Raw genomic sequence first — 22,565 nt, forward strand, 5'->3', positions numbered from 1 at the left:
ATTCTCACTACTGTATCTAAAATCACTCGACGTGACATTTTGTTTGGCCTTGTCATTCCGCACTTGATGCAGAATCTATTTTTATTTTTGTGGATTCCTGCTTACGCAGGAATGACATTGTTGTTCGATCTCAATACTAACATCTCATTTCTCAGTACTTATTACTTACTTCGTTGTTAGTATGATGCTTCCTTTTTCTGTGAACTCAATATCTTCATTCCAAGTAAACGTTTTTCCTGTGATAACATTTCTCAACGTTTTTCCTGTTAGATTCATTTCTGCATAGCGTTTGAGATCAATGGTAATAGGTTTTTCATTTTTGTTGATGATATGTACAACTGTTTCATCGCCAAGCGTTCTGAATAAGAAATACGTTCCCATGAATGGTGCAAAATGTGTTGTTTGTCCTTCATGAATTGCTTTGCTCGTTTTGCGATAATTTAATAGTTTTTTGAGAAAATCTTGCATATCTTTTTGCTGCACACTTAACCCTTCGCCTGTAAATGCATTTATGGTATCATCTTTCCAACCGCCTGGGAAATCTGTACGAATTAGTCCATGATCGCCAGGTTTTTCAAAATCGTTCATTAATATTTCTGTTCCGTAATAGAGTTGTGGAATTCTTGGTAATACCAATTGGTAACTCAGTGCCATTTTAGTATTCGGAATATCTCCATTGAGTTGTGTAAAGATGCGACTCATGTCATGATTGTCTGGAAATATCATAATGTCTTTCGGATTTGCATACTGAAAATCATTTGCCAAACCTTCATACATTTTTACCAAACCGTTGTCCCAAGATTCTTCTTCGTTTAAGGCGCTGACGATGTTTCGTTGCATGGCAAAATCCATACTTGAACGTAGATTACTTTCGTATCCATCTTTGTTGTTTGCGCCAGTTTGCCAATAGCCAATGAGTAACGGATTGTAACTCCATTCTTCGCCAACGATAGAAAAATTTGGATATTCTGTCATGATAGCGCCTGCCCAATTGCTCATAAATTCTTTATCAGGATACGGATATGTATCTTGTCGAATGCCACCAAGTCCTAAAGCTTCAATCCACCAAATACTGTTTTGGATGATGTAGGTTGCCATGTATGGATTTCGTTGATTTAGATCGGGCATTGCACTTACAAACCAGCCGTTTGCCATACCTTCCTTGTCACTTTTTGAAGCATAGGTATCTTGATTTGACGTACGTCTGTGATTTGAAAAGTTCAATTTTTCGCCATTTTCAAATTCCTTTTGATTGTTTACCCAATCGCTGAATGGTAAGTCTTTCATCCACCAATGTTGCAATCCGCAATGGTTTGCCACTTGATCCATAATAAGTTTGATTCCTTTTTTTCGAGCTTCATCGGCTAGATTTCGATATTCGTCAAAAGTTCCAAAACGTGGATCAACTTCGTAGTAATCTGTAATGGCGTATCCGTGATAGGAACTGCGCGGCATGTCGTTTGTAAGTAATGGACACGACCAAATTGCCGTAAAACCTAAATCGTCTATATAGTTTAAGTGATTTGTAATTCCTGTGATATCGCCACCGTGACGTCCATAATCATCTTTTCGATTGATGGTTGCTTCTCTCAGCAGTGTTACTTTTTCGCCTATTTCGGTAACACCAGATTTTTTTAATGGAATGTCGTTTGAGGTGTCTCCATTGGCAAACCGGTCAGGAGTTATGAGGTATAAAACGTCTGAACTGTCAAAACCAATATAGTCTTTTGCGACTTTTTCACGTGTTTTGAGTTCGTAGGTTTGTGTGAGTGTTTTGTCGTTTTGAAGTTTAAATTCGATATTGAATTTCCCTGGGGTTGCTTTTCCAATGTTTAGATCGATGAATAAGTAGTTTGGACTTTCGCCTTTTTGTACTTTTTCGATGTTGATACTTTTGTCTGCAATTGTTGGTGTTGCGTTTGCAATGTTTGGATGTTTGACTAAGAGTTGCAGTTTGGTATTTTTGAAACCTGTCCACCAATACGGTGGTTCTACACGTTCAATATCGTTTTTTGTTTCTGTAACTTCTGTTGTTTTTTGTGCTGCATCAGATGTTGGGTCTTCAGTTTTTTTACAAGAGAAGAAACAGATTAGTAGTATGAATACGATTGCTTTTTTCATCTGATTTGCTTTTTAGTATTTAGGTTTTAGTATTGAGTATTGAGATGTGCTTGCTTCTCGATACAATTTTCTTCATTTTATTACGAAAATCACTCGAAGTGACGTTTTATTTGACATTGTTGCTAATCTCAATACTAATATCTCAATTCTCACTACTCAATTTCTAGCCCTGATTGCAGTGGCATCCTCCCGATTTTCTCGGGAGATACAACGGAAAGCAGGAAATAGCTCCAAATCATTTACAGTCAAACTGTAACAAAATTGTTTGGCGAAACGGCTACTTTTTTACCATCGACAAGAATGACTAAATCGTCTCCTTTTTCGAGTTCAAAAGAAGTTCCGTCTTGCGTAACGTTTATTTTGAGTATGTGATTTCTAAAGTTTACTTTGAATGAATAGCCTTTCCATTGCCATGGAATTCGCGGTTCAAACGAAAGTGTGTCGTTTTTCATACGCATACCACCAAATCCTTCAACGATGCTCATCCAAGTTCCTGCCATGGAGGTAATGTGCAAACCTTCTTCCACTTCTTTGTTGTAATCGTCTAAGTCTAAACGGGAAGTTCGGAGATAGAAGGTATACGCCATGTCCATTTTGTCCAGTTTTGCCGCTTGAATGCTGTGTACACAAGGTGAAAGTGACGATTCGTGCACGGTAAATGGTTCGTAGAAATCGAAGTGTTTTTCGAGTTGTTCTTTTGTGAAATGATCTTCAAAGAAGTAGAAACCTTGTAAGGTATCGGCTTGTTTGATGTATGGCGAACGTAGAATGCGATCCCAACTCCATTTTTGATTTATTGGTCGCTGTGATGTGTCTAAATCGGCAACACTTACTAAATCTTTGTCTAAGAAACCATCTTGCTGTAAGTACACTCCGTATTGTTCGCTGTACGGATAATACATGTTTTCGGCAACTTCCATCCACGAAGAGATTTCTTGATCGGATAGGCGTACTTTTTGCATGATTCGCTCATAATCAGTGTTGTATTCTGATTTTACTTTTTCGATGTGTTCTTGCGCAAATTTGATACACCATTGTGCAATGTAGTTTGTGTACCAATTGTTGTTTACGTTGTTTTCGTATTCGTTTGGACCTGTAACGCCAAGAATTACATATTTGTTTTTAGCGGTAGAGAATGTTGCTCTTTGATGCCAAAAACGTGCAATTCCGATCATGACTTCGAGTCCCATTTCTGGAATGTAGCTGTAATCGCCTGTGTAACGTGTGTAGTTGTAAATTGCGAATGCGATGGCGCCATTTCTGTGAATTTCTTCAAAGGTAATTTCCCACTCGTTGTGGCATTCTTCGCCGTTCATGGTTACCATTGGATATAATGCAGCGCCATTGTTGAACCCAAGTTTTTTTGCGTTTTCGATCGCTTTTTCTAAGTGATTGTAACGGTATTGTAATAGGTTTCGCGCTACTTGCTGATCTTTTGTGGTCATGTAGAACGGAATGCAATAGGCTTCTGTATCCCAATACGTACTTCCACCATATTTTTCGCCTGTGAATCCTTTTGGACCAATGTTGAGGCGTGAATCTTTTCCAAGATACGTTTGGTTTAGTTGAAAGATATTGAAGCGAATTCCTTGTTGCGCTTTTACATCACCTTCAATGGTAATGTCTGCCATTTCCCAGATTTTTGCCCATGCTTCTTTTTGATTTTCCAGCAAGGCATCAAATCCTAGTGTAGTTGCATTTTGCAATGCTTTTTTAGCGGCATCAATAAGATTGTATTTATCGTGATTTGTACAAACAGTGTAGCCACCAAATTTATGAATGGTAAGTGTTTGATTTGCTTTTACGTTTTGTGTATAGTGAAACGAAATGTCTGTTGATTTTTGAGAGACATTCGTTGGTATGTCGAGTTTTTTGTCATCAAGTTTGATTTCGGTTTGCATGAATGTACATGCATAGAAGTCTGTTTTTAATGTTTTGGCAACAATAAAAGCTTGATTGTTTTCTTCTTTTACTTGGATAGTTTCCCAGAATTTTTCTTCCCAGTTGGCATCTTCATTTTTGATGCCTGAATCTAAGTATGGTGTATATTTTATGGTCGCATCATTGTTGATTGGTTTTACGCTGTATGCGATGGCTCCAACTTCATCAATATCTAAGCTTAAGAATCGTTTTGAAGTGACTTCAATTTCGATATCGTTTTGTAATGTAGCGGTAAATGAACGTGCATACCAACCTTCTTTCATGTTGAGTTCGCGACGGAATTTTTCCACTTTTTTACATTTGAATAAGTCTAGTGGTTCGTCGTTGATACGTACATTGATTCCGATCCAGCTTGGTGCATTTAATACTTTTGCGAAATATTCTGGATAGCCGTTTTTCCACCATCCAACTTTTGTTTTGTCAGGATAATACACTCCTGCAATGTAGCTTCCCTGAAATGTTGGTCCAGAGTAGTATTCTTCAAAATTAGCTCGCTGTCCCATAGCACCGTTTCCGATACTGAATAGGCTTTCAGAAGATTTTACACTTTCGGTGTCAAATCCTTCTTCGATGATGGACCAGTTGTCTGGTTGTATATAATTCTGATTCATTTTTCTTTAGGTATTAGCTGTTAGGTATTAGGTCGCTTCGCTTGTAGGCTTTTTGAGAGAAGCGATCTGATTCCAAGCTATCTATTTATTAATTCGTTTATAAAACTGGTTTGTATTTCTGTAAAATCATTGAAAACGTAGTCTGCATGGCCGAGTGTTTCTTTGAAACCAATTCCTATAGAAATCATGCCTGCCGTATTTGCGGCTGTGACGCCAGCGACTGAATCTTCAAATACAATACAATCCGTTGGGACTTTGTTTAATTGTTGTGCAGCAATGAGGAATACTTCTGGATCGGGTTTTGCTTTGCTGACATCGTTTCCGTCAACAATACCATGAAAAACTTCGAATAGACCTACTTTTTGTAGAATTTTACGAGCGTTTTTGCTGGCTGAACCAAGCGCAATTCCTTGCTGTGTTTCTTGTAAATAGTTTAGTATTTTTGGGACATCAGGAAGAATTTCTCCAGCGTCCATTTGTGCAATATGCGATAAATATTTATCGTTTTTCTCTGCCATGTATGTTGTGAACTGCTCTTGTGATAGCGTTGTATTTCCCCATCCTAAAATAATTTCAAGAGAACGTACTCTACTGACACCTTTGAGTTGTTCATTTTGTTCTAGTGTGATGTCAAAACCTAGTTCATTGGCAAGAGCTTTCCATGCCAAGTAATGGTATTTTGCAGTATCAACTATGACACCATCTAAATCAAATATAAATCCTTTTTTATTCATTAATAAGTTCTGTTGAAGTTTTATCATTTACGGCTAATGAAAGTAAGCCAGCTAGAATCATAGAAGCACCACCAACGAGTAATGCATATACTGGTTGATTTTGAAAAAAGTACGATACCATAAATCCTAAGATGGAAGCGGCAACTAATTGTGGAATTACAATAAAGAAGTTAAAAACGCCCATGTAGTACCCCATTTTTGATGCAGGTAACGATCCTGAAAGCATTGCATATGGAATAGATAGAATACTTGCCCATGCAATTCCTACTCCGATCATTGGTAACCATTCCACCATAAATGTTGAAGGTTCGGTAATAAAGAAAATAGAGATCAATCCGAAACCACCTGCAACTAATGCTAAAAAGTGTGTAAATTTTCTACTTGTAGCTTTGGCTAATACAGGTAATAAAAAGGCTACGATTGCGGCAATTAAATTGTAATTGGCAAACATTTCTCCTACTTGATTTGCGCCAGTATTGTATGCTTCTGACGTTGCATCTGTAGTACCATAAATGTATTCTGTTATTGCTGGTGTCATGTAAATCCACATTGAGAATAATGCAAACCATGAGAAAAATTGAACCCAAGCCAATTGTTTCATCATTTTGGGCATGGATTGAAAATCATTTACAATGGTAATGAATCCGTTGTCTGTATTTTTATTTTGTTGCATTAATCCTGAAATGATCAAAGCAATTCCACCAAGTGTTATCAATCCTAATGTTAATACGTATAAATCTTTTTTGAGCTCAAAATGATAGATTAAATATGTAGTAATTAATCCGATAATAACTGCAATGCATCCTTTGGTAAGGTGTGATTTTCCATTGGCAGCAAACCACGATTCGGAACGAGCTTCTTTAGCGAAATTATTATTTTTTTCATCGGCTGCTTCAAAAGCTTCCATTTCTTCAGGAGTATATTCTTTAGAAAAAACTATAGTCCAAAGTACTGCAAAGAGAAAAGCAGCTCCACCAATGTAAAAAGAATATTTTACTGAATCTGGAATGATTCCTTCGGGTGCAGTATTGGCAACTCCCAAATATGTAAGGATATTTGGAAGTTTAGAAGCCACGTAAGCTCCAATTCCAATGAAAAAACTTTGCATAGCAAAACCTTTTGTACGTTGCTCATCAGGTAGATTGTCTCCTACAAAAGCTCTAAAAGGCTCCATAGAAATGTTTATTGAAGCATCCATAATCCACAACATTCCTGCGGCAAACCACAATACTGGTGAGTTGGGCATTATGATCAAAGCTAACGATGCTAAAATTGCGCCTACTAAGAAATAAGGTCTGCGTCGTCCCAATTTTGGATGCCAAGTACGATCACTGAAATATCCAATGATAGGTTGTACAATTAAACCTGTTAATGGAGCAGCAACCCACAGAATCGGTATATCATCTATTTCGGCTCCTAGTGTTTGAAAAATTCTACTGACGTTGGCATTTTGGAGTGCAAAACCCATTTGTATTCCTAAGAATCCGAAACTCATGTTCCAAATTTCCCAGAAACTTAACTTACGCTTTTCCATTATCGTAATGTATTAGTTAATAACTATGTACGATAAGCGCTATGACTTATCAAAACTTACTTTTAATTTGAGAGATAAAAATATAAGTCTTGATTTTATGCTGTAAATATAGGAGTTTTTTTGAAACAGTCGCTGTTAAATTTAGAATCTAGCTGTAAATTCTTCCAAAATTCAATAATTTCATACTTGAAAATCATATGATTATCGTGTAGTATCACGTTCTATGAGCGTTGTATTTATCACTTCCGTGTGGTACTGTTCTTCTTCTACAATTTCTTCTAATTTGTCAATTAACATGGTTGCTGCTTTTGCGCCCATTTCTACTGCATGTTGGCTAATGGTACTTAATGAAGGAATGGCATGTTTAGATAATACACCGTCTGTAAATGCAATGATTGATAGGTCTTCAGGAATTTTATATCCTTTGTTAATTGCCGCTTTCATTGCCGTAATAGCGTACAATTCATTTACTGCAAAAATACCATCAATTGATTTTTCTTTGTCTAACAATGCTGAAATTTCTTTTTCTAAGGTTTCGATTTCAACTTCTTTGTCTTTGTTTTCTTCTACTTTAATTATTAAGGAAGCTTTTGGATCAACTTTATGCTCTTCCAACGCTTGCAAATAGCCTTGTGTTCTTAGTTTTCCAACATTTACATAATCTTTTGTAGTGATCAAGGCAATGTGTTTACAGCCGCTTTCTATTAATTTGGATACCGCTTTTTTAGAACCGAGTTTGTCATCAACGACAACTTTATCGCAGGCAATTTCATTGACAACTCTATCAAACATTACAATAGGCATTCCTTGATTGATGGTTTCATAAAAGTGATGATAGTCTTGTAAAAGCAAGGTTTCTTTAGCAACCGACAGGATAAAACCGTCAATACTACCGTTGGCAAGCATTTCAATATTAATTACTTCTTTATCAAACGATTCGTTCGATAATCCGATAATAACATTATAACCTCTATTATTGGCTTCTTTTTCAATTCCACTAATTACTTTTGAGAAAAAATGATGTACAATTTCTGGAATAATAACACCAATGGTTTTTGTGCGTTTATTTTTTAAACTTAGTGCGATATTATTTGGACGATAATTATACAGTTTTGCAAATGCCTGAACTTTGCTTCTAGTATCCAAACTTATCTCTTTACTATTTCGTAATGCTTTGGAAACAGTTGATACAGAAACGTCTAATTCTTTGGCGATTTGTTTAAGAGTTACTTTTCGTTTCATAAGGGTATATTATAAGATCAATAATTAAAGCTACGATTTTTTATTTTTTTGTTAAAAATACACCGTTTTATATTAGAAAAACCCAATGTTTATAAAAGTTTTCAACACGAAAACGTTTGCGTAAGATCAAAAGTTATGCCTATATTTTGATTTACTTAAAATTTACATAGTTTTAACATCGAGAGGTAAAAATATATAGTATTAAAACTAAAAATATTACGTATATTAAGAACAGTTTGTTCTGAAATGTTTATAAAATACGTGATTATTTTACGACAATTTGAAAACAAAAAACTTAACAAATGAAGAAAATGCAAAAATTTATTTTGTTTTTGGCTTTTTTAATTCCACTAGGAATGCTTGCCCAAACAAAAGTGACGGGTGTTGTTACTGAAAAAGCGACCGGAACTCCTTTATTGGGAGTAAACGTGATCTTGAAAGGGACAACAAACGGAACCACAACTGATTTTGATGGAAACTATCAAATAACAGTTCGTGACGGACAAACCATCGTATTTTCCTATGTAGGCTTTAAGGATAAAGAAGTCTTATTTACAGGACAGGCTACTATAAATGTTGCACTTGAAGAAGATGCGTCCAGCCTTGATGAAGTTGTCGTAGTAGGATACGGTTCTGCGGTCAAGAAAGATGTTACAGGGTCGGTTGAGTCTGTAAGCGCTGATGATTTCAACGGAGGAGCTATTGTTTCACCAGAACAATTAATTGCGGGTAAAACTGCCGGAGTTCAGGTAACGCCACCAAGTGGAGCACCAGGATCAGGTTCGTCAATTAAAATTAGAGGTGGAGTTTCTTCATTAGCAGCAAACTCAAATCCTTTAATCGTAGTAGATGGAGTTCCGTTAGATCCTGCAAGTAGTGGATTAAACTACATCAATGCAAATGATATTGAATCGTTTACAGTATTAAAAGATGCTTCTGCAGCTTCTATCTACGGATCAAGAGCAACAGGAGGAGTTATCTTAATTACAACAAAAACAGGAAAGTCAGGACAACCATTTAATATCAGTGTAAATCATTATACAGCGGTTGGAGATAACTTTAATGAAGTAAATGTTTTATCGTCAACGCAGTTTAGAGATTTGGTAAATGCTAATGGAAATGCAAACCAAATTGCACAATTAGGAAATACAAGCACAGATTGGCAAGACGAAATTTATAGAGGATCATCAACTTCTGATACAAACGTAACAGTTTCAGGAGGTTTCGGAGATTCTAACTATAGAGCATCTGTTGGATATGTACAACAAGAAGGAACATTAAGAGGTTCTAAAGTAGATCGTTGGTCTGGTTCTGTAAAGTTCATCCAACGTTTATTAAATGACGATTTAAAAATTGAAGCAAATGTATTGGGATCTTTATTAGAAGATACTTTTGCGAATACAGGTGCCATTGGAGCAGCCGTTTCTTTTGATCCTACACAATCAGTTTTCGACCCAACAAGTCAATTTGGTGGATATACTGAAAATGTAAATGCAGATGGAACCATCAATACTATAGCAGTTCGTAACCCAGTTGGTTTATTAGAACAAAATAGCAATGTTGCCAATACAAAAAGAAGTACAGGAAGTTTAAAACTTGATTATACGTTACCATTCCTAAGAGATGTGAAGTTAACAGTTCTTGGAGGATATGACTACAATGAAGTTAGAGGAGATACATTTATTCCAGCAGAAGCAGCATCAAACTTTAACCAGCAAGGTGTAACAGGTTTCTATGAAAACTTAAACAGAAACAGACTTTTAGATGTATATGCAAATTATAGAAAAACATTTGAAGATGCAGGTATCACAGTTGACGCTACTGTAGGTCACTCGTTCCAACGTTTTTACAGATCAAACATATCTGAATCTACTACAGGATTAGGCGAAACCAATCAATTTAAAAGTATTGGAGAAAACGCTTTAGAATCATACTTCGGTAGAATAAACTTAGATTACAACAGCAAGTACTTATTAACGTTAAATGTTAGAAATGATATTTCATCTCGACTAAATCCAGATGACCGTTCAGATATTTTTGGAGGAGCTTCTTTTGGTTGGAATATTATTGATGAAAATTTTATGAAAGATTCAAAAGTATTCTCTCAATTAAAGTTACGAGTTGCTTACGGAGAAACAGGACAGCAAGAAATTGGTCCTGACTACGGATATCTTCCACGTTTTACTACAGGTGATGCTAGAGTTCAGTATCAATTTGGATACAATACAGATGGTTCGCCACGTTTCGTTACAACGCTTCGTCCAGAAGAATATGATGAAAACTTACGTTGGGAACGTTCAAAATCGATCAACATTGGTTTGGACTTCGGATTTTTCAACGATCGTTTAACAGGTTCTGTGGAAGTATATGAACGTAAAGTAGAAGATTTATTAAACTTTATTCCAGTTCCAGCAGGAACAAACCTTTCTAATGCATTATTAACAAACGTTGGTAACTTAGAAAACAGAGGTTTGGAAGTTAGCTTAAACGCTGCACTTGTTCAAAATGATAAATTCTCTTGGAATACCAATTTCAATGTATCTTTCTTTGACAACGAAATTACAAAGTTATTCCTAACAGATAATACAGATTCTCCAGGAGTATTAACAGGAGGTATTGCAGGTGGTGTTGGAAACACAATCCAAATTAACTCTGTAGGTCATGAAGTAAACTCGTTTTACGTATTTAAGCAAATATATGATGCAAGTGGTGCGCCAATTGAAGGAGCATATGCAGATATTAACGGAGACGGAACGGTTGATATAGATGACCGTTACAGATACAAAAGTCCAAATGCGGATGCAGTTATCGGTTTCTCATCTAACATGCAATATGGAAACTTTGACTTTGCGTTCACAATGAGAGCAAGTCTTGGAAACTATGCATACAACAACGTAGCTTCTAACACAGGAAACGTACAATCGTTATTTGGTGCAAACTCTATCAACAACGTAAATGCTTCTATTTTAGAAACTGGTTTCCAAAATCAGCAATTATTCTCTGATTATTACGTTCAAGATGCATCGTTCTTAAAATTAGACAACATTACATTTGGATACACAATTGATAATTTATTCAAAGACGCTAGAATGCGTGTATATGTAGCAGGGCAAAACTTATTTACAATCACAGATTACGATGGTTTAGATCCTGAAATTAGTGGAGGAATTGATAACAATTTCTATCCAAGATCCCGAAACATATTAATGGGACTTAACTTGAATTTATAATAAAGTAATACCAAATACAAAAAATGATGAAAACAATAAGAAAACAATCAAACCGTATAGGTATTGTACTATTACTACTCGTAGCGAGTTTCGGATTCACTTCATGTGAAAGCGAACTAGACTTAGAGCCAGTAATAGAACAAACGGCAGCGAACGCCTTTGACGATCCTGCAGCGTACGAACAATTTCTTGCAAGAATTTATGCAGGATTTGTAGTGAGTGGACAGCAAGGTCCTGCGGGAAATCCTGATATCTCAGGAATCGACGAAGGATTCTCAAATTATTTGAGACAATATTGGAAACACCAACAATTAACTACTGATGAAGCATTAATTGCTTGGAATGATGGAACAATTCACGATTTAAACTGGCAAGTATGGACACCAGCAAATGAATTCATTACAGCAATGTATAACAGAATTTATTTTCAAATTGCCATCTCTAATGAGTTTTTAAGAACTGCAGCAGATGTGCCAGAATCAGAATTTTTACCAGCAGCATACAAAGCTGAGGTACGTTTCTTAAGAGCTTTGAGTTACTGGCATGCCATTGACATGTTTGGAAATGTTCCTTTTGTAACAGATGCAGATCCAGTTGGAGCATTTTTACCAACGCAAGGAAGTAGACAAGAAGTGTTTGACTTTATCGTGTCAGAATTGGAGTCAATAGAGCCAACAATGATTGATGCACGCCAAAACGTATACGGAAGAGCAGACAAAGCAGCCGTTTGGATGTTATTAGCAAAACTGCACTTAAACGCAGAAGTATACACAGGAACAGATCAAAGTGCACAGGCAATTCCATACCTAGAAAATATTATTGGAGCTGGATATACACTTCATGATAATTATGAAGAATTATTTTTAGCAGACAACAATACCAATGGAGCACAAAACGAATTTATCTTTACATTCAATTCTGATGGTTTAAATACACAAGGATTTGGAGCAATGACATTCTTAGTACACGCACCGGTTGGAGGAAACATGAGCGCAGCATCTTTCGGTATCAACGGAGGTTGGGGAGGAATTAGAACGACAAGTGCGTTTGTTAACAAATTCTCTGCAACAGAATTGGTAACTGACCAAAGAGCAAACTTCTTTACCGATGGTCAAGAATTAGAAATTTCAGATGTATTCAACTTCAATGATGGATATGCAGTAGAAAAGTTCAAAAATGTAACAAGCAACGGAATTGCTGGATCAGATACATCAGGAGACTTTATTGATACAGACTTTCCAGTATTCAGATTAGCAGATGCATACTTAATGTACGCGGAAGCAGTAAAAAGAAGTGGAACAGGCGATCAAGGATTAGCCGTACAATACATAAACTTAGTAAGACAACGTTCTAATGCAGCACCAATTGGTGGTTTCGCAGATATTACAGACGAATTCTTACTAGCAGAACGTTCAAAAGAATTACACTGGGAAGCACACAGAAGAACAGACCTTATTCGTTTCGGACAATTCTCAGACCAAGGTGTATGGCCGTGGAAAGGAAATGTAGAAAGTGGAACTACAACGGAATCATTTAGAGACTTATTCCCAATTCCGTCTACAGATATTACCGCAAACCCTAATTTAACTCAAAACCCAGGTTACTAAAAAAAATCAAAATGAAAAAATTAAATAAAATATCAGCAGGCTTTTTAGCATTAGTCGCATTCGTTGGATTCAACGCATGTAGTGAAGATGATAACTTAATCATTGCTTCTCCAGAAGGAGGACCAGAATTGGTGACACCAGCATCTGGAACTTCATTAGTTTTAAGCGCAGCAAACGAACAAAGTGTAGCAACAACGTTGGTGTGGAATGACGCAGATTACAATGCGCAAACTGCAATTAGTTATGATGTAGAACTCGCTTTATCAGGAACAGAATTTGCTGCTCCAATTGCAGGTGGTTCTACCAATGAAAGATTCCTTTCTTGGACAAACCAACAATTAAATGATGCATCAATCGCCGCAGGATTAAGTCCGTTTGTAGCTGGAGATATAGATATTCGTGTTATCTCTTCTATAGGAACGCAAGATGCACAAGAGCAAGTATCTAACGTAATTACAGTAAATATTACACCATACACAACTTCATTGCCTAAAATAGCAGTTCCTGGTAATCACCAAGGATGGGATCCAGCAACAGCTCCAACATTAGCAGCTTCTGAATTTGGAGCTTCTGACTATGAAGGATATGTTTGGTTAGAAACTGAATATAAATTTGTTGCTCCAGATGAAACAGGAAACTTTGCTTGGGGGAATTTAGATTGGGGAGATGACGGAAGCTTCTCAGGAATATTAGTAGACGATGGAGAATCAAACGTGCCAGCTACACCAGGATATTACTACTTGCAAGTAGATACTGAAAATTTAACGTACAGCGCTTCTCAATATTCAAACTGGGGATTAATCGGATCAGGAACACCAACAGGTTGGGATAGTGATAACGATATGACATATGATCCAGCAACACAAACATTCTCAATTACAATCGACTTAACTGCTGATGAAATCAAATTCAGAGCAAACGACGGATGGGATTGGAATTATGGAGACACTGGAGCTGATGGAAAACTTGACAATGGTGGAGACAACATTGCCGTACCAGCAGCAGGAAATTATACAGTGGTACTCGACTTTAGCAATCCAAGAGAGTATTCATACACATTGACGCTTAACTAATTTAATGATCACTAAAAAGGCTGTAACAACAATTGTTACAGCCTTTTTTATCTAAACATATTAAAAGAGTAAAAAAAGTAATCGCTATGAAATTCGTTATGATATATTCATGATTAAAATGAAATATTGCATAACAAGTTCCATCTGACCAAAAACAAAAACAGATGAAAAAAAAATTACACATACTATTCTTATTACTTGCAAGCATTACATATGCGCAAGTAACCATAACACCTACACCGTTTGAAGTAAATCAAATGATTACCATTACAGTAGATATCAATAGTACCGCTACAGATTGTGATGGAATTACCAACCCAAACAAAGTATACATGCACTCAGGTGTTGGAACCGACAGTAATCCGTGGACATACGTTACAGGAAACTGGGGACAAGATGATGGTGTTGGAGAAATGACAAACTTAGGTGGCGGTTTATGGCAAATTCAAATTGTGCCTGAAACACACTACAACTTAACGGCGCCACAAGCAGCAACCATTACAAAAATGGGAATGGTTTTCAGAAACGAAACTGGAACACAAGAATTTAAAGCAAGCGGATGTGCTGACTTCTTCTTTGATGTGGGCGCATTTCAAGCTACATTAGTAACTCCAAACGATGGAAGTACAACCATACTAGCTTCAGGATCAAACCTAGCAATCTCTGCAAACAATACAGGCGGAAGTGCCACATATGTATTAAAAGCGAATGGAACAACTATAAATTCTAACAGTGGAACATCGTATGCATATACAGATACGAACATCACAGAAAATAAAAATTACGCATTAGAAGTTACACTAACTGGAACAACGATTACGAAAAACTTCAATGTCATCATCAATCCTGGATCGGCAACACAAGCAATGCCAGCAGGCATGGAAGATGGTATCAACTATGATGCTGATACTTCAAAAGCAACATTGGTGTTAGATGCGCCAAACAAAGACTTTGTCTACGTTGCAGGAAGTTTCAATAATTGGCAACCAAGTGGAACATATGCCATGAAAAAAGATGGTACAACAGGGAAATTTTGGTTAGAACTTACAGGATTAACGCCTGGACAAAACTATACTTACCAATATTGGGTGGTTGACGAAACGCCAATTGCAAATTCGCCATCATTAGTAAAAACGGCAGATCCGTACTCAACATTAGTATTATCTCCGTTTGATGATCCTTTCATTCCAGCAACAACATATCCAAACCTTCCAACGTATCCTACTGGGCAAGAACGTGAAGTAACGGTATTGCAAACAGGACAAACACCATACAACTGGCAAGTAACTAACTTTGTGAAGCCAAAAAAGGAAGACTTAATCGTATATGAAGTATTAATTCGTGATTTTGATGCTGATAGAAACTATCAAAACCTAATTGATCGTATTGACTACTTTAAAAACTTAAATGTAAATGCAATTCAGTTAATGCCGATCATGGAATTTGAAGGTAATGAAAGTTGGGGGTACAACACATCTTTTCATTTAGCATTAGACAAATACTACGGAACGGCTGATAAATTCAAAGAATTTGTGGACTTATGTCATCAAAATGGAATTGCAGTTATCTTAGATGTAGCTTTAAACCACGCCTTTGGAAGAAACCCAATGGTACGTATGTGGATGAATGATCCAGATAACGACGGTTGGGGAGAGCCAAGCTCAGAAAATCCATACTTCAATCAAGTTGCAACGCATAGTTACAGTGTAGGTTCTGATTTAAATCATCAACAGCCAAGAACACAATACTATACAGAACGTGTTGTAAAACATTGGATTGAAGAGTACAAAATTGACGGTTTCCGTTGGGATTTAACCAAAGGATTTACGCAAGAATGTACTGCAAGTGATGAAGGTTGTACAAACGGATATAGAAATGATCGTGTAGCCATCTTAAAACAATATGCAGACTATTCATGGAGTTTGGACGATAGTCATTATGTCATCTTTGAACATTTAGGTCAAGACAACGAAGAAAAAGAATGGGCAGATTACCGTTTAGGCGAAGGAAAAGGAATTATGATGTGGGGAAAAATGACTAATGAATACAACCAATTAACGATGGGATTTGCTTCCAATGCAAACATCAACCGAATGGGACATACAAGTAGAGGTTTCAACGGTCCACGTTTAATGGGGTATGCAGAAAGTCATGATGAAGAACGCTTAATGTACAGAAACTTACAATTTGGAAACAGTGCTTTATCATCTCATAATGTACAAGATTTAAACACGTCATTATCTAGAATGTCTGCACTTGGAGCAGCATCTTTAACAATTCCAGGACCAAAAATGATTTGGCACTTTGGAGCATTGGGTATGGAAAATTCAATCTTTACGTGTAACAATGGAGTTGTAAATACGCCAACTGATCCAGCACCAGGCGATTGTAAATTAGACACAAAACCACAACCACAATGGACAGACAACTGGTTGGGTGATCCAAACAGAGCAAAAATCTATAACGATTGGGCACGAATTATCAAGTTAAAAGTTGGTGAACCTGTATTTGAAGGAAACTATTCTATCAGTCCATATATCAATGATATTCGTCAACGTATCTATGTTTGGGATGACAACATTCCTTCAACACAATTGAAAAACGTAGTGATTCTATGTAATTTCTCTGTGGCAGATTTAACAATTGTTCCAGATTTTCCATACACGGGAACTTGGTACGATTTAATGGACGAAACAGGAACAACAAGTATCAACGTAACCAATACGGCTGATCCAATTGCGATTCCTGCGGGACAATTTAGAATGTTTGGAAATCAACAAACAACGTTAAGTACCGAAGAATTCCAAAATATAGAAAGTGCAATCTCGTTATATCCAAATCCTGCTTCTGACAGTTTCAAATTGAACAAAAACGTAGAAGAAGTACAAATTTACGATATCACAGGAAAGCAAATCAAAACATTTGAAGGCGGATTTTCTGCTGGAAAAACATTTGATGTTTCAGAATTATCAAGAGCGTTGTATGTGGTTAAAATCATTTCCAGCAATGGAACAGCAACAAAACGATTGCTCATTGACTAATATTTTTCTCTAATAAAGAATCGGCTATATTATTATTTGACTAAACTTGTTCGTAGCTAGTGTTACAATAATATTACGAGAAAGGTATTTAAGGAAAGTCGCTATGAAAATAGCGGCTTTTTTTTGTTTTACTATCCGTTGCTGTGAGTGTTTATTTAATAAAATGAAGGAAATTAAGTTGAGCTTTTAAAATTGAAATCGAATACTGTACCAACAATCTAACATTCCAAGAGCAAAGCGATACCAAAAGCAAAGCGCTCTAACACCAAATTACTCCTCAAACAAACGAAAATCGTCATCAATCTTAATATCAGGAATGCCTTCGTATTTGCCTTCTAGGTAGTCTTTTTCAAAAGAAGCATCTTTACGAATCTTTTTATCATATAAAGATTCCAAATTGGTCACGCCATAACTGTCTTTTTCGGCAATCATAATCTGATCTCTTCTAAAAAGTTTGCGTTTCGGATTGATTAACGATGAATTGTGTGAAGCAAAAATTAACTGTGCACCATGCGGATTGTTTTTTTCAGAATTGAACAACTCAATAATAGCTTTGCTCAAATGTGGATGCAATTGCGCATCAAATTCATCAACAATTAGTGTTTTTCCGTGTAATAAGGTATCAATAATAGGACCTGAAAGTGCTACATATTTACAAGTTCCTAGCGATTCGTTTGCAAAAAGGTTGAAATAAATATTGTCTACTTCTTCATTATTTTCATCGTACACAACATGTTTTGTACTAACCACAACATTTTCTTCATCCGATTCTAAAATCATTTTCCGAATCTCTTTTGGCACATTTCCTTTCTCTAAAATTTCTTCGGTAAGCTTAAAACGTTCAACTTTCGTTTCGGTAAATCCTAAACTAGCGCCCGCAATAAAATTATCGATATATTTTTTCTTTTCAGGATTGTCCATCATATCAATCGTAAAATTTATGGTATGACGATCTTGCATTCCCGAAATATATTGCACCGTATTCATCGCTTTCAAAATACCAATACCTGTAGGAATATTAAATTGCGCACACACAGAAATAAACAAGGCATTTTTACGTGTAATAGAAGTCAAATTAGCACTTGCTGCATCAAACTTTTTCGTGATTTTAATCTCTTGAAATTCACGTTCAAACAACAATTGTTCTTTATTTTTTGTGGTGGCATACAACCATTCGTTATGAATTTCTTCCTCATCAACCTTAAAACCATATCGATACTTTACCGCTTCATGAATAAAAACGAGTTCAAACAAACTTGGTTCTTCAATAGAAGTTGTAGACAAGCAAAACGGTTGTACATTAATTGCTTCATCGGCTTGCGAATCTTTAGACGAATTCAAAATCATCTTTCGCACAAAATTGATGGCTTTAAATAAATTGCTCTTTCCATTAGAATTTGCTCCATAAATAACCATACTTTTTAAGAGTGTTACGTTTTTCAATGGCGTATCAAAAAGGTTGGTCTTTCGTAGTTCAGTTAAAGAAGTTGCAGTCAAATCAATAGTGGATCTATTTTTGAACGACAAATAATTTTCTACTGTGAATTTTACGAGCATTTAAGTCAATTTTTCATGTTTGATATCACAAATATATAAATTCACACGATATTTTCGTGTAAAAAGGCAAATTTATTTTGGTTAGAAAAAATAAAAATATATATTTGTACGTGTTTTTCTCATAAAGCATTCAGTTTTTAGAGTAAATACACGAATAGTTGAGGAGATTTCGTAAATATCGTATAAAATTGACGAAATAATGTTTACAGCTTGAAAATCAGTTACTCTCCATACTATAAGAAAGCATAAAAAGTTACCAAAAAGAATAAGTTACACTAGAAAAAAAGTTAATGATAAAAAGAGAATTTCCTTTTTACCGACAGTTAGATCAGATGGATTGTGGACCAACGTGCTTGCGTATGGTTGCAAAACATTTTGGTCGTGCGTATGCCATTGATTTTCTACGGAAGAAAGCAAACATTACTCGTGAAGGAGTTTCACTTGGAGGAATTGCGGAAGCTGCCGAAGAAATTGGATTGCACACACTTGCTGTTAGTGTCGATTTTAAAACCTTAGTCGACGAGGTTCCATATCCATGTATTGCACACTGGAGACAACGTCACTTTGTAGTGGTGTATAAAATAAAAAGAAATACGGTATATGTAGCAGATCCTGCTCACGGATTGGTAAAATACTCCAAAGAAGACTTTATTAAAGGTTGGATTGGAAGTACAGCTGATCCTGAAGCTGCCGAAGGATATTTGCTATTGTTAGAACCAACTCCTGAGTTTTACGAAATGGAGAAGGAAGAAAAAAAAGAATACGGATTCAAGTTCTTATTCTGGTATTTCAAACCGTACAAAAAATATATAGCTCAGCTAATTTTAGGACTACTGGTCGGAAGTTTGCTGCAATTGATATTTCCGTTTTTAACACAATCCGTCGTCGATTACGGTATCAATTATCAGAATAAAAACTTTGTATTTCTGATCTTAATTGCGCAGCTAACCTTATTTATTTCGCAAACAACGGTAGAATTGATTCGAGGTTGGATATTACTCCACATGACAAGTAGGATCAATATCAACCTGATTTCCGATTTCTTAATCAAGTTGATGCGCTTGCCAATTGCCTTTTTCGATTCCAAAAATACGGGAGATATCATTCAGCGTATTTACGATCACAACCGAATTCAAAGTTTCTTATCGTCTACAACGTTAAATACACTTTTCTCGGCGTTTAACATGATTATTTTCGGAGCCGTATTAGCGTATTACAACATGCAAATATTTACCGTATTCTTTATCGGTTCTGCATTGTACATCGGTTGGACGTTATTATTCATGAAGAAAAGAGCTGAACTCGATTACAAACGATTCGATCAATCTTCGGACAATCAAAGTAGTTTGTATCAGTTAATTTCTGGAATGCAAGAAATAAAATTGAACGGTTCTGAACGCAGAAGACGTTGGGAATGGGAAGCAATTCAGGTACGATTATTCAAAATTTCCATCAAAGGATTGGCACTTTCACAAACGCAAAATACTGGTGGACGATTTATTAACGAATTAAAAAACATTATCATTACATTTATCGCGGCAACGTCTGTAATTGACGATCCGTTATTTACGTTGGGTATGATGCTTTCGGTACAATATATTATTGGACAGCTAAACTTGCCAATCAATAACTTTATCACGTTTATTCAGTCGGGACAAGATGCAAAAATCAGTTTAGAACGTTTATCTGAAATTCACAACAAAGATGATGAAGAAGATCGTTTTGAAGAAAATATTAAAGAACTTCCAGCAGATAAAACCATCAAATTGACCAATGCAAGTTTCCGTTACGGAGGAAAAAGTTCGCCATTAATTTTGGACAATTTAAATGTGGATATTCCAGAAGGAAAAGTAACAGCAATTGTTGGAGCGAGTGGTAGTGGTAAAACTACATTGATAAAATTATTATTGAAATTCTACGAGTTTAACGAAGGTTCACTAAGTATTGGACCGCACAAAATTGGCGATATCAGTACCAAAGTTTGGCGTAAATCCTGCGGTTCAGTAATGCAAGATGGTTTCCTTTTCGGAGATACCATTGCACGAAACATTACAGAATCGGATTCAGAAGGAATTATTGACAAGCAACGATTGGTCAATGCTGTAAAAGTGGCAAACATTGAAGAATTTATTGAAGATTTACCATCAGGATACAATACAAAAATTGGATCGAGTGGTGTAAATGTTTCTGGAGGACAAAAGCAACGTATTTTAATTGCACGTTCGGTATACAAAGATCCGAAATACATTTTCTTTGATGAAGCTACAAGTGCCTTGGATGCAAATAATGAGAAGGTAATTATGGAAAACCTTCAAGAATTTTACAAAGGAAAAACAGTAGTTGTGGTAGCACACCGTTTGAGTACGGTAAAAAATGCAGATCAAATTATTGTATTAGATAAAGGAAAGATCATAGAACTCGGAAATCATGAAGAGTTAACCGCGAAACGTGGAGCATATTATACATTAGTAAAAAATCAATTAGAGCTAGGAAACTAATATGGCTAAGAAAAAAGGAGAACATAAAGAAGAAGAAAAGAAGGAACAAAGACGCAAGAAAATCAATGACTTGGACGAACGTTCGGATCAGGTGAAAGAAATATTGGGTCAGGCACCAAATTGGGTTATCCAATGGGGAATTTCAGTGGTGTTTCTTATTATTGTAATGTTTTTAGTAGGATCTACTTTAATAAGTTACAACGATATTATTCCTGCGAGAGTAACCATTACTTCAGAGAATCCACCAGCGCATTTAACCGCAAATGCTTCTGGGAAATTAACGAAAATCTTTGTAGAAGCTGGTCAAAAAGTAGAAGCAGATCAAATATTAGCCGTTATTGAAAATACAGCTGATTTTAAAGATGTACAGTTTATTAAAAACAAATTAGAAAACTTTACACCTGATTTAAGCGACTTTGATTCACTAAAGTATTCATTCCCTTCAAAATTAAAGTTAGGGCAAATACAAGGAGCTTACAATGCTTTTAGACGTGAGTACTTATCGTATTTAAATTATAATATTCAAACACCAGAGAAAAGTCAGGTTATTAATTTGCGTTCACAAATCATTACTGCGCAAAATCGTTTGAATAATAGAAAAACAGAACTTTTTATCTACGAGTCAGAGCTCGAAAATGCACGGGTAGAATACGAAGCGCAAAAACGTTTGTATGAGAAAGATATCATTACACGCCAGCGATTTCAACAAGAAGAAAACAAATATGCAACCGCAAAACGTAGCTATGAAGGTTTAAAATCGTCTATAAAAAGTGAAGAAAGTTCGTTGTATGCTTTGCGTGGAAATTTGAAGCAAGCAAGTATTGGCGATAAAACATCGTTTTTGTCTACAGATCAAAACTTAGAACAAGCCAAGCAAGATTTGGAAAACCAAATTATACAATGGGAACAGCAATTTGTATTAAAATCGCCGATAAAAGGAGAAGTCACTGTTTTTGATATTTGGTCACAATACCAAAATGTAAATATTGGACAAGATTTATTCACGGTCATTCCAGATGATATTGACGGTATTATCGGACGTGTAACGGTTCCAGTGCAAAATTCTGGAAAAGTAAAAGTTGGGCAAAGTGTACTTATCAAACTTGACAGTTATCCGTATCAAGAAAACGGAAGTTTATCTGGAGAAATTGTAAGTATTTCTGGAGTGCCGCAACTCAGTATGCAGGGCGGACCACCAACATATGTTGCGTACTTAAAAGTTCCGTCGTTAGTAAGTTCGTTTGAAAAACCTATTGATTTTAAACAAGAAATGGAAGGAACTGCCGAAATTGTCGTAGAAGAATTAACGGTAATGCAACGAATCTTCTATCAATTGCGCGAAGTATTTAGCAGAAAATAAATTTTCATGATTCTAT

At 36.0% G+C, this 22,565-nt stretch carries 12 protein-coding genes; 6 read left to right on the plus strand and 6 right to left on the minus strand.

Annotated features, from left to right (window positions below; all coding sequences use genetic code 11):
• Nucleotides 1–165 precede the first annotated feature (165 nt).
• The 5 genes from AA089_RS15280 to AA089_RS15300 form a co-directional block, all read right to left on the minus strand.
• Nucleotides 166–2,121, minus strand: a complete 1,956-nt coding sequence (locus AA089_RS15280; RefSeq protein WP_046757846.1) for a glycoside hydrolase family 13 protein — start codon at nt 2,119–2,121, stop codon at nt 166–168.
• 245 nt (nt 2,122–2,366) lie between these two features.
• The gene (locus AA089_RS15285) at nt 2,367–4,673 is read right to left on the minus strand and encodes a glycoside hydrolase family 65 protein (protein ID WP_046757847.1); all 2,307 of its coding nucleotides are present in this window, start codon (nt 4,671–4,673) and stop codon (nt 2,367–2,369) included.
• 77 nt (nt 4,674–4,750) lie between these two features.
• Nucleotides 4,751–5,407, minus strand: a complete 657-nt coding sequence (pgmB, locus tag AA089_RS15290) for a beta-phosphoglucomutase (protein ID WP_046757848.1) — start codon at nt 5,405–5,407, stop codon at nt 4,751–4,753.
• Nucleotides 5,400–6,941, minus strand: a complete 1,542-nt coding sequence (locus tag AA089_RS15295) for an MFS transporter (RefSeq protein ID WP_046757849.1) — start codon at nt 6,939–6,941, stop codon at nt 5,400–5,402. The genes pgmB and AA089_RS15295 overlap by 8 nt, the downstream gene beginning before the upstream one ends.
• 201 nt (nt 6,942–7,142) lie before the next feature.
• On the minus strand, nt 7,143–8,183 hold the full coding sequence (locus tag AA089_RS15300) for a LacI family DNA-binding transcriptional regulator (protein WP_046757850.1): 1,041 nt from the start codon (nt 8,181–8,183) through the stop codon (nt 7,143–7,145).
• A gap of 302 nt (nt 8,184–8,485) precedes the next feature.
• Between AA089_RS15300 and AA089_RS15305 the strand changes: the two genes are divergently transcribed.
• From AA089_RS15305 to AA089_RS15320, 4 genes are all read left to right on the plus strand, one after another.
• Nucleotides 8,486–11,413: a SusC/RagA family TonB-linked outer membrane protein gene (locus tag AA089_RS15305; RefSeq protein WP_046757851.1), complete on the plus strand. Its 2,928-nt coding sequence runs from the start codon at nt 8,486–8,488 to the stop codon at nt 11,411–11,413.
• A 26-nt stretch (nt 11,414–11,439) separates the two neighbouring features.
• The gene (locus AA089_RS15310) at nt 11,440–13,020 is read left to right on the plus strand and encodes a RagB/SusD family nutrient uptake outer membrane protein (RefSeq protein ID WP_082113296.1); all 1,581 of its coding nucleotides are present in this window, start codon (nt 11,440–11,442) and stop codon (nt 13,018–13,020) included.
• A gap of 11 nt (nt 13,021–13,031) precedes the next feature.
• A complete protein-coding gene (locus tag AA089_RS15315) occupies nt 13,032–14,093 on the plus strand; it encodes a SusE domain-containing protein (RefSeq protein ID WP_046757853.1) in 1,062 nt (353 codons plus the stop codon).
• A gap of 164 nt (nt 14,094–14,257) precedes the next feature.
• Nucleotides 14,258–17,134 carry an alpha-amylase family glycosyl hydrolase gene (locus tag AA089_RS15320; protein ID WP_046757854.1) on the plus strand — a complete coding sequence of 959 codons (2,877 nt, stop codon included), beginning with the start codon at nt 14,258–14,260 and terminating at the stop codon, nt 17,132–17,134.
• 270 nt (nt 17,135–17,404) lie between these two features.
• Here AA089_RS15320 and AA089_RS15325 read toward each other — a convergent pair whose 3' ends face one another.
• Entirely contained in the window at nt 17,405–18,691 is a 1,287-nt protein-coding gene (locus AA089_RS15325; RefSeq protein ID WP_046757855.1) for an AAA family ATPase, read from the minus strand.
• Nucleotides 18,692–18,981: 290 nt separating this feature from the next.
• On the opposite strand from AA089_RS15325, the gene AA089_RS15330 reads away from it, so the two are divergent.
• Both AA089_RS15330 and AA089_RS15335 read left to right on the plus strand, forming a co-directional pair.
• Nucleotides 18,982–21,189, plus strand: coding sequence for a peptidase domain-containing ABC transporter (locus AA089_RS15330; RefSeq protein WP_082113297.1), 2,208 nt, complete (start codon nt 18,982–18,984; stop codon nt 21,187–21,189).
• A 1-nt stretch (nt 21,190) separates the two neighbouring features.
• Entirely contained in the window at nt 21,191–22,549 is a 1,359-nt protein-coding gene (locus AA089_RS15335; protein ID WP_046757856.1) for an HlyD family secretion protein, read from the plus strand.
• Nucleotides 22,550–22,565 lie beyond the last annotated feature (16 nt).

The organism is Kordia jejudonensis, assembly GCF_001005315.1.
GTDB classification, from domain to species: domain Bacteria; phylum Bacteroidota; class Bacteroidia; order Flavobacteriales; family Flavobacteriaceae; genus Kordia; species Kordia jejudonensis.